We start from the raw sequence: 16,046 nt of genomic DNA, 5'->3' as shown, positions 1-16,046 counted from the left end.
GGGAAAGGAAATAATAATTTAGCTGCATCATAGATGAATCCGAATCACGTTCAATATCAGAAACAAGCTAAAAATTCGCTTAATCAATCTATCAAGAGTAGCAAGCAATGAAGTAGATCTATTTATGCTTCCTTCGGATTGGGGAAGACGCGTCGAAAGTAGGGCAATAAATAAAGAATGGTGGGGGAAAACTTTCGTTTTCCCCCACCATTCTTAGCTATGGTTGAACCTTAGAGTTATTTCTTAGGTCCGTTGTTAACCATGCGGAAGATGAACGCTGCCATCGCGTCACGGTGGATTGGATCGCGAGGACGGAAGCGACCGTCTGCCCAACCAGTGGAGATTCCAGCTTCGCGCATCCAAGAGATTTGCTTAGCGAATAGGTTGGTGCTTACTACATCCTTGAACAACGGCTTGCGCGGGGTAGCAGCGAAGCTGTAGTTCTTCGGATTGACCGACTTGGAGCAAACGTCAGGGTTACTCTGGCACAACCGGTACAAGAAAGCAGACATTGCTTCACGACTAATCGGATCGTGAGGACGGAAGCTACCGTCATCCCAACCAGTCGAGATCTTAGCCTGGCGCATCCAGGTGATTGGCTTGTAGAACATGTTGCTACGGTCTACATCGGAGAACGGTTTGCCCGAAGTAGCAACTTCAGGAGAACCAGCCAAACGGTATAGGAATGCAGCCATTGCTTCACGACTGATGTTGTTCAGCGGACGGAACGTGCCATCTGCCCAACCAGTGGTAATGCCACGCCAACGCAACCAATCGATTTCACATGCGAAGAGATCGTTACGACCGACATCCTTGAATGGGTTGTATCGGAGGTTGGAGTAAGTACCAACACACTTCGCAACACTAGCGCCTGGCTTGACCGGGGTCGGCTTGGGCTCTGGCTTTGGCTCAGGCTTGACCGGGGTCGGCTTGGGCTCTGGCTTTGGCTGCGGCTTTGGCTCAGGCTTGACCGGGGTCGGCTTGGGCTCTGGCTTTGGCTGCGGCTTTGGCTCAGGCTTGACCGGGGTCGGCTTGGGCTCTGGCTTTGGCTGCGGCTTTGGCTCAGGCTTGACCGGGGTCGGCTTGGGCTCTGGCTTTGGCTGCGGCTTAGGTTCAGGCTTGACCGGGGTCGGTTTCGGCTCTGGCTTTGGCTGCGGCTTTGGCTCAGGCTTGACCGGGGTCGGTTTCGGCTCTGGCTTTGGCTGCGGCTTTGGCTCAGGCTTGACCGGGGTCGGTTTCGGCTCTGGCTTTGGCTGCGGCTTTGGCTCAGGCTTAACCGGGGCCGGGGTCGGCTCAGGCTTTACCGGAGGCTTCGGCTTAACCGGAGGAAGCGGCTTCGGCTCAGGCTTTGGATCAGGCAAAACCGGGGTCGGTTCTGGCTTTACCGGAGGCTTAGGAGCCGGAGTCGGTTCAGGCTTAACCGGAGGCTTAGGAGCCGGGGTTGGCTCTGGCTTTACCGGAGGCTTCGGCTTTTCCGGAGTCGGAGCAGGCTTTACCGGTGGCTTCGGCTTTTCCGGAGTCGGAGCAGGCTTTACCGGAGGAACTGGGGTTGGGGCCGGAGTGGGCTCAACAGTTGGTTCCTTGGTTGGCTCTGGTGCCGGAGTAGGAACTGGGGTTGGGACCGGGGTCGGCTCAACAGTTGGTTCCTTGGTTGGCTCAGGTGCCGGAGTAGGAGCCGGGGTTGGGGCCGGGGTCGGCTCAACAGTTGGTTCCTTGGTCGGCTCAGGTGCCGGAGTAGGAGCCGGGGTTGGGACCGGAGTCGGCTCAACAGTAGGTTCCTTAGTTGGCTCTGGAGTTGGTTCAGGCTGTGGGTATGCAAGGTTAATCGCCTTGATAGTAGCTGACCCGAAGTCGCCAAAGACGAAACGGTTTTCACCAAAGTGTGCCGGGCAGGTGAACTCAGTAGTCGTTTCACCAGCCTTTAGCGCTACCGTCTTGGTTGAACCATCTGGGCAAGTAACCTCAGTGGAGCCATCTTCGGTGGCAGCATATTCGAGTTCGAAAGTACGCTCACCGCCCTTTTCCAAAGTAACGTCAACCTGACGCCACTTACCAACCGAAGTTGCTTCCTGGCGTGGCTTTTCTGGGCCATCGTAAACAGGCAATACCAAAGCATCAACATTTACCGCTGGACCAGAAGAGTAGAACTTAAGATCGTTCTTACCCTTGTGCATTGGACAAGTGATGGTGTAGCTACCTGGAGTGGTGTAGCCGCCAGTCTGAGGTAGATCGTTCAGATTCTGAGTACGTCCACCGCATTCAAGAGTGATGTTACGAGAGTCGTCACCCTTGATGTACTGGAACTCGATCTGACGATCGCCGTCAACTTCGGAGTAAACCGGAACAGTTACGGTACCGTTACCGCCACCGATGTAACCAGCGACAGCGCCATTGGAAGCACCATCTTTGTCTTCAATGCGGCCGCTACCGGTGAATGTGCCACCTTCGCCTTCGTAACGAAGAGCAGCTTTTGCTTCACCATTGGCTGGAACCTCTACTGGCGAAAGTGTCGCTGAAAGAGGAGCAGGCTTGCTTGGCTCAGTGGTTGCTTCCGGAGTTGGTTCAGTGGTGGCATCAGGGGTAGGAGTAGTTTCGGGTAGTGCCGAGAACTGGATTTCTGCAGCAGAACCGAAGTTCTTAATACGGCCACCTTCGTTAACGCCTTCTTGACCGTGATCATCGACGATGAACAAACGAACGTAGGTTGCCTTCACTGGGGTATCAAGGAGAACAATCTGCTTCGAACGGGTCTTCTGAAGACGACCAATCTTGACGTCCTTGAATGGGCCATTGGCATTTTCGGAGACCTGAAGCTTGTAGTTATCAGCTACGCCGTTCCAAGAATTATCTTGGCGAGCGAGGTAGGAGAAAGCATCAAGCATCATCGGTTCAGGCAACTTAGCCTGGATCCAGTTGTCACCGTAGGAACCAGCATTGCTGGACCAATCAGAGTGCCAGATCGAACGAGGGTTACCATCAAATGCTTTAGCAGCCGGAGCTTGGAAGTGGTTCTTAGCGCTGATTTCAGTCAAACGGTTATTTTCGACTGGGTGGGGCAGCGAAGGAACCACGGTGAAGTTGGCTGATGAGCTATATTCGCCCTGGGTAAAGGTTACGGTACAAGCACCTGCTGGGGTCGAACGTGGTACTTCAATCTGCTGTTCTACTAGCTTGCCTTCAGCATTGGTATTTACATCCATCTCTGGCATACCGCAGCTAAAGGTTAGTTTGGCTGGGGAGCTCTTCTTAGCAGTTGTCACGTTAACGGCAAAAGAAGCACCTTGATCGACAAGCGAATCGCCTGTCAAGGTTAGCAATGGTTCAATTTCCTTAGGAGCAGGATCTGCCGGGGCAGGTTCTGGTTCCGCTGGAGGTTCATTTGCTTCAACCTTGGTCAGCTTTGCATCCCAAGCTTTGGTTAGGGTTAAATCATCACAGTAGCCATCGCCAGAATCTGCCTTGTAGCAGTAGACAGTGAATGGATCAGTAGTAGGGGTGAACTGTAGCGACTTTACCCGCCATGTGCTATCGGTGAAGTCTACGCCCTGTTCAGGGGCACCAAAGCCCTTCACACCAAGTTTGATGCTGCCAGAGTCTGCTTTACCAAAACCAGACAGTTCATATTTGACATTAGTTTCAGGTACATACTGCATTTGGTTTTCAGCTGAGCCCGCACCTGTAACACGCATGGCATAGCTACCAGAAACAGCATTCTTCTTATTACGACCGTTGTTCCAAGTGGTCCATACAGTATTGCCAGTCGATTCAAATGAACCATCGTTCATATAGTCAGTAACACGCACCAACTGTAGGTCATCGACGTAGCCTCCGTCACCAGAGATCTTGACAGTCAGGTTGCGCGCATCAGAAGCAGTACGGAAAGTAACCGAGATTGGCTGCCAATCATCCTGCTTTTCGCCAACGCTCTTAGCGACTGCTGAGATATCGCGGTGGTTGATAACCTCGATCTTCGGAGTCTTACCGTCAACGGTCTTTACTGCACCCTGAAGACGGTAAGTTGCATTAGCTGCAGCCTTAACCTGCTGGGTGACATTTGCCGAGGCAGAAAGTTGCAAGCCCTTTTCGCCAGCACGCTTAGCGTCAGTTGAAATTGTGGCGTTCGTGAGACTCCAAACCGGAGATGCTGGGGCATTTTCAAAGCCGCCATTGAATAGAGTGCCATCTGCTCCTGCTGGAACAGGAGTGAACTGGACGGCACCAAGGTCTGGTGCAACACCAGTTGGGACTGGGTTACCCAAGATGTCTTTAGTGCCAGGATCAGCCACTGGCAAACCAGCGTGGGCACCGGCCTGAGTTCGTACTGCCAAGCCTTCAATGCCATGTTTATCGCTTGGCTTTAGACCTGAAAGAACGGTATTGGTTTGATCGTCCTTATCAGCAATCCAACCATGTAGTGTGCCAGCAAAAATGTTATGAGACCACTTTTGGATGTTGCGGAGTTCATCGTTAACCTGGAACTTGACTGGCCCCTGTGCGTAAAGCACGTTATTTAAGAACGAGCTAGCAGTTGAGCCGGAAGCGCCCTTGTCAACGGTTACGTTTGGAGGCAAAACGAAGGTGTTGTTGTACACCTTGCCGTCTGCCTGACCTGCCATAAAGAAGGTACGAGGACCCTGGTTGTGGCTCTCTGCGCCAGCACCATCGTTTAACGAAACGTTGTAACGAATTACGGTGCCGAGGGACATGCCGCCACAACCACAGAATAGGAAGAAACCACCCATATTGCCGTGGGTCAAGTTGCGCTCGAATACTGTTCCATATGAACCGTAGTCGGCATCGAATGCGGTCGAGTCCCAAGTGCCAGTCGGCATGACGGCGTTGAAAACGTGGTTGTTGTAGAACTTAACGTTGTCTGCGTCCCACACCCAAACAGCAGCGTTGTTGCCTGCTGGGGCATTGCCGTGAGCGTGGTGGTTGACGTTCCAAACTGAGTTGTTGTAAACCTCAGAACCAGAAGCAAACTGGACAACGATGGCGTCGCCGCCTACATCAGTCACGATGTTATCGTGAATTTTCATTGGACCGAATGGCTGGAAAGCATTGTCGCGAATAGAGCCACCAACTAGCGGACGAGTACGCCAACGCGAGCCCATATTGATACCAGAACGAGACACATCGCGTATTTCGTTGTGAGAGACTTCAACACCGGTGAAGTAAGTGGGAACCTTGTCATTGGGCTGTTGGTGATCCGCCTCAAATTGGATACCACCAGAACCATTTAGGTCCTTACGGGGAGCGCCATACACCTTATGGATGAAGTTACCCTGTAGTTTGAAGTCAGTACATTCGCCTTTATCAATGCAGGTGACGACAATGCCGCGACGACTATCATGATAATCACGGTTGTCATTGGTGAAGTTGGTTAGCTCTAGATTACGAACTCGCCAGTGCTGCTGATTAGTAAGCTGAACTACAGCGTTAACGCCGTTACCGTCAATCTTCGCCCACTCGTTTCCTTCGCCGTATGCAGAAATCGTAATTGGATTATCAGCAGTACCAGAACCAAGTGGGTGTAGCTGACCTGTACAAGTCGCTCCCTTTTTTAACAGGACCTGATCACCAGGCATGAAGGTTTTCTTATTGACCTTAGTAAAAGAATTGAAAGGTGAATTCTGGGTACCTTCCCCGTCTTCGCTCGCACTACAGTCGATAAAATATCGAGTGCCGGTCGTTAAAGGCTGCGACAAGTCTTCCGCGGTAGGGAACTCATTGTTAACTTTACGAGCACCGAATACCTGTCCGTTTGCTGTAACAGCGACTGGAATTTCAGTATCGTCAGCCGTTCTTTCGTCAAGTTTCAGTGGTTTGAGTAAATCAACTACTGAGAACTCTCCATAATTTCTTGTATCTGCACTTGCCAATGGGGTAGCCATAGCAAATGCTACAAAGGGGGTTAGGCCGGCGGCCAACCACCTACTAGGATATTTCCTTTGCATGAGCGGTCCTCTTCTTTGAATCCGTCAAATACGTGGGCAACATAGCGCACTGCCCACTATCTTACCCCTATTTGTGTAATTATTCAGTGTGCAAAAAGAATCTGATGTCGCTCTATTCCTAACTCAGACAGGTTATGAGATGAACCGTTGAGCACGGTATGAAAGGGAGCTAAGCAGAATTTGGTTTTATGGTGACCTAGCCTTAAAATGTGTGTTGTATTGCATTGATTTTGATGCGTTAACACTCACTCGTGATTATCTAGGAGATATCAGAAATGACTGCAAAGGTGCGGAAGACAGCGACTAAGCTGGCTGATGGGCGAGATTTTTTCTACTTTGATGATTCGCCAGAATATGTCAGTGGTGAAAAGACTCGTCGTTTAGACGATCCCAGGCCACTAACGGATCGTTTCGCTCCCCAGACTGACGCGGAAGGTAACGAGGTCGCTTTCACTGGTCCGATCATGCGTTTTGACGCTTTAACCGGTGATTGGATTCCGATGGCGGCGCATCGAATGAATCGAACCTTCATGCCCCCAGCTGATGCTAATCCATTCGCACCGGCGCGTGAAGGAGCCACCTATCAGGACGGTGAAATCCCTGATACGGACTACGATGTGGTTGTATTCGAAAATCGATTCTCTTCCCTAATGCAGGTGCCAGGTGTGCCGGATGAAGTGACTTATTTGAACGGCAACCCACTATTTGCAGAACGACCCGCTGCTGGCCGTTGTGAAGTTATTTGCTTCGGCCCAAAGCTGGAAGAAAATTTGGTTTCAATGGGTGAAGAGCGCATGCGAACAGTAATTGAAGCGTGGGCAGACCGAACCGAAGAACTCTCTCAGCTACCTGGAATTGAGCAGGTTTTCTGTTTCGAAAACCACGGTGAAGCAATTGGCGTTTCCCTTCACCATCCTCACGGTCAGATTTACGCTTACCCATTTATTACGCCATACACCCAGCGGATGCTTCTACAGGCACGAAACTACCGTCAACGTACTGGACGTAACCTACTTTCAGACGTCGTGGCAGCTGAATTGGAAAGTGGCGAGCGGATCATCGCTCAAACCGACCATTGGGTGCTTTATGTGCCAGCTGCAGCTCGCTGGCCAGTCGAAATGCATCTTGCCCCTAAGCGTGATGTGCCAGATATTCCGTCACTGAATGAAGAAGAGCGAAAAGATCTTGCAAACATCTATTTGCGAATGCTTCAAGCTGGTAACCGTTTCCATCAGCGTGAAGATGGTAGCTATGTTGATCTGCCGTATGTAGCGGGTTGGCACCAAGCACCAAATAGCGCAAAGGATGATTTGCGACTACACCTGCAGCTAATTTCGATTCAGCGTAGCCCAGATAAGTTGAAATACTTAGCAGGATCGGAATCTGGAATGGCCGCATGGATTTCAGATACCACCCCAGAAAAGATTGCTCAGCGCTTGCGCGAAGTATGGAAATAAGACCTCTCGGAAAGGAAAACTATGACTGAGCTTGAATGGTCACACCCAGTCTCGCGAGAAGAAGGCGCGAAGCGTGCCAAAGAAATGTTCATCGAACGATACGGGTACGAGCCAGCTGGAGTCTGGTCCGCACCAGGGCGAGTGAATTTGATTGGCGAGCACACAGATTACAACGGTGGCATGTGCCTACCGATTGCTCTTCCACACCGTGCCTACGTTGCGGCGAGTCCGCGTGAAGATCGTGTCATGCGATTGACGGACCGATTCGTGCCAGAAGGATGGGACTCGGTAGACCTAGATACCATTGCACCTGTAGGGCAGCCAGGAGAAGTCACCGGTTGGGTTGCATATCTAGCGGGCGTTGCTTGGGCACTAGAACAAGCAGGATATGGCCCTCTTCCAGGTTTCGATCTAGCCTTGTTCTCCTGTGTGCCTCGCGGTGGCGGATTATCGTCCTCGGCCGCATTAGAATGCGCAACCGCGGTTGCCATCGATGAGCTAGCTCAGCTAGGTCTTGCCGGTACCGAAAATGAACCTAACGATGAAGGCAGAGCCAAGTTAGTTGACATTTGCCGACAAGCAGAAAATGAAATCGCTGGCGCTCCCACGGGCGGATTGGATCAATCTGCTTCTCTACGCTGTAGCGAAGGATCAGCTTTGGCACTTGACTGTCGAGATAATTCAACCGAACTGGTGCCATTTGACCTTGCCGCTGCCGGCCTTGAACTGCTGGTAATCGACACCCGTGCGGCCCACTCACTCAACGACGGCCAATACAAAGCACGGCGTGATGCCTGTGAATCTGCGGCAGCCAAACTGGGAGTTGGGCAACTAGTCGAGATTACGCCTGACAAGCTCGATGAATCGCTCGCGAAGCTCGATGACCCAGAAGAAATCAAACGAGTTCGACACGTCGTGACTGAGATTGAACGAACCAATCAGGCGATTACCGAACTGCAAGGACATCCACTTGAAGGTGCGACCTTAGATCGGATCGCTGAACTCTTCAATGCTTCACACGAGTCGCTACGTCATGACTACGAAGTTACTTGTCCTGAGCTTGATGTCGCAGTTGAAGCTGCCCGGCAAGCTGGAGCCCACGGCGCAAGAATGACCGGTGGGGGATTCGGCGGATCTGCTATTGCGCTAGTGGAGGCTGGCAAAGCTGAAGAAGTAGCAAAGGTTGTCGCTCAAGCCTATGAAAAGGCTGGATTCGAACCTCCTGCCTTCCTGCTAGCGTTGCCAAGCGCCCCCGCAGGGAGCGAAAACTAAGCGGTTGGGTGGTATTCGGCAAAAACTGAATACCACCCAACCAACCAAACTGTCATAGGGGAATCTAATAACAACTTCACCCCGGCTAAAAGAGGGAAAGCTGCAAAGTGGCAGAGTCCTCCCAACAACGCTTCGATAGATAAAACATAAATATAGAAGCAAATTCATACTTATTCGGCTAGTGCATTAGATATAAAATGTGCTAGTGTGCTAGTAACACGCTTAGGTAAGTTAGAAGGAACTGATAATGAAACGTCGTGAACGTCATGCCACCCCAGATATTTCTCTCCTCTCTTCGATTATGGCGGCAATCGATAATCCGGAAGACATGGCTGTTTTTCTGATCGATCTTTGCACTCCGACCGAACTAGAAGCTCTTGCCGATCGCTGGCGAGTCGTGCCACTCCTTAATGAAGGAATGTCCTACCGGAAGGTACGTGAAGTCTCTGGTGTCTCAGTGACCACTATCGGTCGAGTTGCTCGTTACATGGGTACCGGGGTAGGAGGATACGACCTCGGGCTAGACATTATGGAAAAGCTAGGCCTCAAAGATGAAGTGGTCGAAAAGGCTTTAGCTGAAGCGGAAGCTGCCGAAAAAGCTGAGGAAAAGAAGTAATTTTTACTACTTAAACGCCATCTTTGTTTACCCCTCCTTGAGCACTGTCTTGAGGGGGGTTAACTTTTGGCAGTTGCTACTATCTTGATCCGCTGTGACTAAAGACACTCGTTTCGTGTTGCGTATTAACATGTTAACTCATTAAAGTATTAGTTGTTGCGGCAAAGGGTCGCAGTACCAAACACTAACTACTTTTGAAGGAGTAATCATGGGGCGCAAACTAGCTCTTAACCCAATGGCACAATCTACTTTTGCTGCCCGCCGTCATTTGGCAGTTGGTGCGGTTGTACTCGCCGGAGCTCTGGCACTAACTGGTTGTGGAAATGCTGAAAGCAAAGATGCCGCATCGAATGAAAAGGCTGCCACCGCCGAAGCAGCTACCTCAGCGACCGCTGAACAGAGCGGCGACTCTACCGAAAAGAAAGAACTTATCGTCGGTTACGACAATACTTTCGTCCCGATGGGTTTCGAAGAGAATGGTGAAACCAAAGGCTTTGACGTTGATCTAGCCAAGGCTGCCGAAGCCAAGACCGGTTTGAAGTTTAAGTTCCAAAACATTGACTGGTCCATGAAGGAAACGGAACTTAATACTGGCAAGATCGATGCGATTTGGAATGGCTACTCGATTACTCCAGAACGTTTGAAGCAGGTTGCTGCCACTGAGCCTTACATGGAAAATGCTCAGCTTGTGCTGGTCCTGAAAGATTCACCTATTAAGACTCTAGATGATCTTAAGGGCAAGACCATCGCTTCCCAGGCATCCTCGGTAGCGGCAGAAACTCTAGTAGCCGATAAGGAACTAGCCGCTACGCTACCAGGTGGGGGACCGCAGCTGTATGACACCTTCGACAAGGCGCTACGTGACCTCGAAGTTGGTCGTGCTGATGCCGTCATTGGCGACTCCGTTCTATTGCGTTACTACGCAAAGCAAAAGGGTGGCGACCAGTTCCGCGAAGTTGGCACCATGGGTGACAAGGATGAATTCGTCATTGCCGTTCGTCAAAACGACAAAGCACTACTTGATAAGCTAAATGGCTTCCTCAAAGAAGCAAAGGCTGATGGTACTCTAGACACCATCACCAAGAAGTGGTTCAACTGAAATAACATAAAATAACAGTTCACTTGAACTAAAACCTAATAGAGCGAAAGAGCGTAACCCCGATGCTGACAAACTTGTCCTTCTACCAAGGAATCCTAGTTGTATTCGAAGTATTCGGGGTTACGCTTTTATGCTCATTGCCGCTCGGCCTACTGGTTGCATTCGCTCGGATGTCACGATTCATGCCTTTGCGTTTCCTTGCTCAAGGATTTATTGCGATTATGCGTGGCACTCCGCTGGTTCTGCAGCTGATCTTTTTCTACTACGGGTTGGCACAGATCGGCATTGTGCTAGATCGACTTCCAGCTGCTTTGCTAGCTTTTGTGCTTAACTATTCGGCCTATTTTGCCGAAATCTATCGTGGTGGTCTTGAAAGCATTCCAGTTGGACAGTTTGAAGCTGCTCGTACTCTTGGTTTTAACACCGTAACTTATTACCGTCGTATCATTTTGCCGCAGGTAGTTAAACGCATTTTACCTCCGATCTCAAACGAGGTAATCACCCTGGTGAAAGATACTGCCTTGGTATATGTGCTAGGAGTCGTGGATATGCTCCGTGTGGCACAAGGTGAAATGAACCGTACTGCCACTCTCTTGCCCTTGATCTACCCAGCGATTGTTTACTTGCTAATCGTGGTAGTTTTGACCTACTTGCTACAGCGTTTGGAAAAGCGCCTAGCCTACTACCGCTGAAAGGTTTGACGTGTTAGAAGTAAAGAATCTGAAAAAGAGCTACGGCAGCACCAAAGTTCTCAAAGGCGTTGATCTGACAATCGAAAATGGCCAAGTGGTAGTTGTCCTCGGACCGTCTGGGGTGGGCAAAACCACGCTGATGCGATGCATTAATCAACTCGAAACTGCTGATTCTGGCGATATTGTCGTAGACGGACAGAATCTAAACACGATTGATAATCCCCGTGAATGGCATCGAAAAGTGGGCATGGTTTTCCAGAATTTCAACCTTTTCCCGCATCGAACCGCCCTCGAAAATATTACTGAGGCACCGATCTACGCCTATGGTCAAGATAAAAATGAAGCGATTGCGCGGGGTAAAAAGTTGCTTGCCGAGGTCGGCTTGGCTGATAAAGCCGATTCCTACCCAGGGGAACTATCTGGTGGTCAATGTCAGCGGGTGGCCATCGCTCGTTCATGCGCCCTCGAACCCTCAGTTTTGTGTTTCGATGAGCCAACTTCGGCACTAGACGAAGCATCCACAGAACAAGTTAGCAAGGTAATTCGGGCTCTCGCGAAACAGGGAATGGCAATCATGGTGATCACGCACGACCTTCCCTTCGCACAGATGGTTGGTGACCAAGTTTTAAAAATGGTTGATGGCAAGATACAACAGTAGTATGCTAGCCTGAGCTATCAGTAAATTTGTTCCTTGGAACCAAAAGTGAATCAGTGAGAGTTCGTAGTGTCTAATGAACCATGGTTAGTCGTGGGGCTAGGTAATCCCGGTCCCCGATATGAGTTGACCCGGCACAATATCGGCCATCTAGTGGTAGATGCGTTGGCTGATGAGATGGGGGAAAGCTTTAATAAGCATAAAGCACGGGCTAAAGTTGCCTCAGGACGTTTGGGAATTTTGCCCGGAGGTGCGCCTGGTCCCAAGGTCATGGCAGCCAAACTTGATACTTATATGAACACTTCTGGCCCAATTGTCAAAGCGCTGGTTGATTTTTATCAGATCGATCCAGCCCACTTGTTAATCGTGCATGATGAACTAGATCTTCCTGAGCACGAATTACGCTTGAAACAAAGTGGTGGGGCTGCCGGTCATAACGGGTTAAAATCTATAAATGACTCGTTAGGAACCAAAGACTACTGCCGATTACGAGTTGGCATCGGTCGTCCACCAGGCCAAATGAGCACGGCAGATTTCGTGCTCTCAAACTTTCCAGCTAAACAGCTGCCGCAATGGTCTGTGACCATCGCGAAAGCGGTTGATGCCATCTCCGAGGTAGTGACTAAAGGTTTTCTAACTGCACAACAGGATCTACACTCGAACAAGTAAAGCTGGTATGAAGCTAACAAATCTCCTAGCACAGCTAGACCGCGATGAAACCTATAACGCTGCAACCAAAGCTGCTAGGCCTCAAGCTAACCTTTCTGTCAAAGCTTGTGCTGGGATTCGTCCCCCTTTTGTAGCTAGCGTCAGCGCTCGTAATGACTTAACGGTAGTAGTTTTGCCATCTGGGCGTGATGCGGAACAGTTCGCGCACGCCTTGGCTGATTATGTGCCGCAAGTGGCTGTTTTCCCTAGCTGGGAAACGCTACCTCATGAACGACTATCGCCTCGGCTCGATACGATGGCAGCTCGCGCTAGTGTGATTGCTAGGTTATCGGCGCAAACAGGACAACTTGCCGCAGACGCAGTGGCCGGTCAGCTTGAGCCGATCAAAGTTCTAGTTACTTCAGTACGCGGCTGGCTTCAGCCAGTTATTGCTTCTATCGGACAAGTTCCTTGGATCCAGTTGGTTCCTGGGCAAGAAGTCGGCTTCGAAGAAACGATCGAAAAACTAGTGGACTTGGGGTATCGACGCCAAGACATGGTGGCTAATCGTGGCGACTTCGCCGTTCGCGGTGGACTGATTGACATTTTCCCACCACTAGAGGATTCGCCGGTCAGAATCGAATTTTTTGGCGATGAAGTCGATGAAGTAAGGTATTTTTCCTTAACAGATCAGCGTTCTACTGAAACAGTAAAAGCTGGCATATTACTAGGCCCCTGCCGGGAGCTGCTACTTACTGACAAGGTGAAGGATGCTGCCGGTAAGGCTTATGAAAAGCTCCCTGGTGTAGAGGATCTTTTAGAGCAAATCCAAGCGGGGGCCTATGTCGAGGGGATGGAATCCTTGGCCCCAGTTCTGGATGATTCCATGCAACCTCTAGCAAATCTGTTGCCGGACAATAGTGTTATTTGCGTTTGCGACCCTGAGGTGATGGCACGTCGGGCGACTGATCTACAAGCTACCACTGATGAGTTTATGGCCGCCGCATGGGAAGCAGCTGCTGCCGGTGGTCAAGTGCCGGTTTCAGCTCAAGCGGCTTCTTTTGCCCAGCTTGGTGAACTTCGCCGGCACTGCGTGGCACAAGGCAACGGTTGGATTTCGTTAAGCGATTTCTTAACCGGCTCCGAGGACGCAGAGGATGCAGATTTGGCGGCATTTTTTGCTTCTGCAGACACGGAGTATGACCTAGGCGCGCGAGATGTAGAACCATACCGAGGTGATTTCAAAGCCGCTACTAGCGACCTCGGCCAGCTAATTAAGGATGGCTGGAAGCTTCTATTGACCACTCAAGGTGATGGTAGCGCCAAGCGAATGGCTGATGCCTTAGGAGAATTAGGGCTACCAAGTCGACAAATCACTCAGTTACCTGCCGGGCTAAATGATCCCGTGATTTACACTCTGGGGCAAGCTCATGGTCGTGGGTTTGTGCTAACCGAGGCAAAGCTAGCAGTATTTACCGAGGCCGATCTTACGGGGCGGAAAGCAACTACTGCACCCAGCCGAAGTACTCGAGTTAAGCGTAAAGTCGCGAATGCTATTTCGGATCCTTTGGCCTTAAAGCCGGGCGATTACATTGTGCATGACCAGCATGGGGTGGGAAAATTCCTAGAATTGGTTTCGCGAACCACTGGTCGCGGCGCTAGCCAAGTGACCCGCGACTACCTGCTAGTTGAATATGCCCCTTCGAAACGAGGCGGAGTAGGGGATCGGCTTTTTGTGCCCACTGACAGCCTTGATCGGATCAGTAAATATTCTGGTTCTGATGCGCCGGCCCTAAGCAAAATGGGGGGAGCAGACTGGGAAAAAACTAAAGCCAAAGCCCGCAAAGCAGTTAAGGAAATTGCGTCTGAACTGGTGCGACTCTACGCGGCTCGTTCGGCCTCAAAGGGATTTGCTTTTAGTCCAGATACCCCATGGCAGCAGGAACTTGAAGACGCTTTCGAATACCCAGAAACACCAGATCAGCTAACTACTATCGCGGAAGTCAAGGCTGATATGGAAAAGCCCTACCCGATGGACCGTTTGCTCTGTGGTGACGTGGGTTATGGCAAGACGGAAGTAGCTGTACGTGCAGCCTTCAAAGCGATCCAAGATGGCAAGCAGGTGGCGGTACTTTGCCCCACCACTTTGTTGGCGCAGCAGCACCTAGAAACTTTCCGACAGCGTTTTGTTGGTTTTCCTGTAACGGTTGCCTCGCTGTCGCGTTTTACCTCGACCAAGGAAGCTGAAGAGATTAAAACTGATCTTTTGGCCGGGAAAATCGATTTGGTTATTGGCACTCATTCATTGGTCACTGGTCAAGTACGCTTCAAGGACCTGGGACTGGTAATTATCGATGAAGAGCAGCGGTTCGGAGTCGAGCATAAGGAAACTCTCAAACAGCTCCGAGCTAACGTCGATGTGCTTTCGATGTCGGCCACCCCGATTCCTCGTACCCTCGAAATGGCAGTTACTGGGATTCGGCAAATGTCGATGCTGCAAACACCTCCAGAAGAGCGCCATCCGGTATTGACTTACGTGGGACGCTGGCAAGATAAGCAAATGGTCGCAGCGATCAAACGAGAATTGATGCGCGACGGTCAGGTGTTTTTCGTGCATAACAAGGTTTCGGATATTGATGCCGTGGCCGCGAAAATTACGGAGTTGATCCCTTCGGCCAGAGTACGAGTCGCTCATGGCAAGATGGGCGAGCAGGCACTAGAAAAAGTAATTGTGGATTTCTGGAACCGAGAATTCGACGTTCTGGTTTGTACCACGATTGTGGAAACCGGCCTCGATATTGCCAATGCGAATACTTTGATTGTTGATCGAGCTGACCAAATGGGGCTTTCGCAATTGCACCAGTTACGAGGACGAGTGGGTCGCAGTAGGGAACGCGCGTATGCATATTTCTTCTACCCCTCGGACAAAGTGCTGACTGAAACTGCCCATGAACGACTAAAGACCATCGCGACGCATACTGATCTTGGTGCTGGGATGGCTGTCGCGATGAAGGATCTGGAAATCCGTGGTGCTGGTAACTTACTAGGCGGGGCACAGTCTGGTCATATTGCCGGGGTCGGTTTCGACTTGTATGTGCGGATGGTAGCCGAGGCCGTTGCCGACTTTAAGGGCGAACATCAGGAAGAAAAGCCTGAAGTCAAGGTGGATCTTCCAATTGAAGCTCATATTCCACCGGCCTATATTCCAGGCGAACGTTTGCGTTTGGAAACCTATGCCAAGATCGCTTCGGCCAATGATGAGGCGGAACTTTCTCAGGTACGGGCGGAACTTGTGGATCGTTATGGTCAGATTCCTACCGAGGTCGAACGACTTTTCGTGGTGGCAAAGTTGCGTCAACAGATTGCCGCTGCAGGTTTGACAGAAGTAGCCTCAGCCGGTCCTAATTTACGCTTTGCTCCGATTACATTAGGAGCAGCTCAAGCGGCGCGTTTGCGTCGTCTCTACCCAGGAGCAGTTCAGAAACCGGCGCTACGTCAGGTGTTGATTCCGGCCCCGAAGACCGCAAAAATGGGGGGTAATCCAGTGGTAAACGAAGATTTAGCTACTTGGGTTGCAAATGTGGTAGAGCATATCTTTGCTTGGGATCCAACTGCTAGCGATGACTGAAAACCGTCTTTGGTTTGACGTC

9 protein-coding genes are annotated in these 16,046 nt (G+C 50.7%); 8 read left to right on the top strand and 1 reads right to left on the bottom strand.

Going from position 1 to position 16,046, the window contains the following annotated elements:
• Window positions 1–236: 236 nt before the first annotated feature.
• Entirely contained in the window at window positions 237–5,957 is a 5,721-nt protein-coding gene (locus BK816_RS09550) for an S-layer homology domain-containing protein (protein ID WP_083379125.1), read from the bottom strand.
• 275 nt (window positions 5,958–6,232) lie between these two features.
• Between BK816_RS09550 and galT the strand changes: the two genes are divergently transcribed.
• The 8 genes from galT (at window position 6,233) to mfd (ending at window position 16,024) form a co-directional block, all read left to right on the top strand.
• Window positions 6,233–7,414 (top strand): galactose-1-phosphate uridylyltransferase, encoded by a 1,182-nt coding sequence (gene galT, locus BK816_RS06405; protein ID WP_071164430.1) that lies wholly within the window; start codon window positions 6,233–6,235, stop codon window positions 7,412–7,414.
• A gap of 21 nt (window positions 7,415–7,435) precedes the next feature.
• Window positions 7,436–8,686 carry a galactokinase gene (galK, locus tag BK816_RS06400; RefSeq protein ID WP_071164429.1) on the top strand — a complete coding sequence of 417 codons (1,251 nt, stop codon included), beginning with the start codon at window positions 7,436–7,438 and terminating at the stop codon, window positions 8,684–8,686.
• Between the two features lie 247 nt (window positions 8,687–8,933).
• The gene (locus BK816_RS06395; RefSeq protein ID WP_071164428.1) at window positions 8,934–9,302 is read left to right on the top strand and encodes a YerC/YecD family TrpR-related protein; all 369 of its coding nucleotides are present in this window, start codon (window positions 8,934–8,936) and stop codon (window positions 9,300–9,302) included.
• Between the two features lie 208 nt (window positions 9,303–9,510).
• The gene (locus BK816_RS06390; protein WP_083379124.1) at window positions 9,511–10,401 is read left to right on the top strand and encodes an amino acid ABC transporter substrate-binding protein; all 891 of its coding nucleotides are present in this window, start codon (window positions 9,511–9,513) and stop codon (window positions 10,399–10,401) included.
• Between the two features lie 62 nt (window positions 10,402–10,463).
• On the top strand, window positions 10,464–11,093 hold the full coding sequence (locus BK816_RS06385) for an amino acid ABC transporter permease (RefSeq protein ID WP_071164427.1): 630 nt from the start codon (window positions 10,464–10,466) through the stop codon (window positions 11,091–11,093).
• Between the two features lie 10 nt (window positions 11,094–11,103).
• Window positions 11,104–11,751: an amino acid ABC transporter ATP-binding protein gene (locus tag BK816_RS06380; protein WP_071164426.1), complete on the top strand. Its 648-nt coding sequence runs from the start codon at window positions 11,104–11,106 to the stop codon at window positions 11,749–11,751.
• Between the two features lie 66 nt (window positions 11,752–11,817).
• Entirely contained in the window at window positions 11,818–12,417 is a 600-nt protein-coding gene (gene pth, locus BK816_RS06375; protein WP_071164425.1) for an aminoacyl-tRNA hydrolase, read from the top strand.
• Between the two features lie 7 nt (window positions 12,418–12,424).
• Window positions 12,425–16,024 carry a transcription-repair coupling factor gene (mfd, locus tag BK816_RS06370; RefSeq protein ID WP_071164424.1) on the top strand — a complete coding sequence of 1,200 codons (3,600 nt, stop codon included), beginning with the start codon at window positions 12,425–12,427 and terminating at the stop codon, window positions 16,022–16,024.
• Window positions 16,025–16,046 lie beyond the last annotated feature (22 nt).

It is taken from the genome of Boudabousia tangfeifanii, from assembly GCF_001856685.1.
Taxonomy (GTDB): Bacteria; Actinomycetota; Actinomycetes; order Actinomycetales; family Actinomycetaceae; genus Boudabousia; species Boudabousia tangfeifanii.
This window is presented reverse-complemented; position numbering and strand designations above follow the sequence as displayed.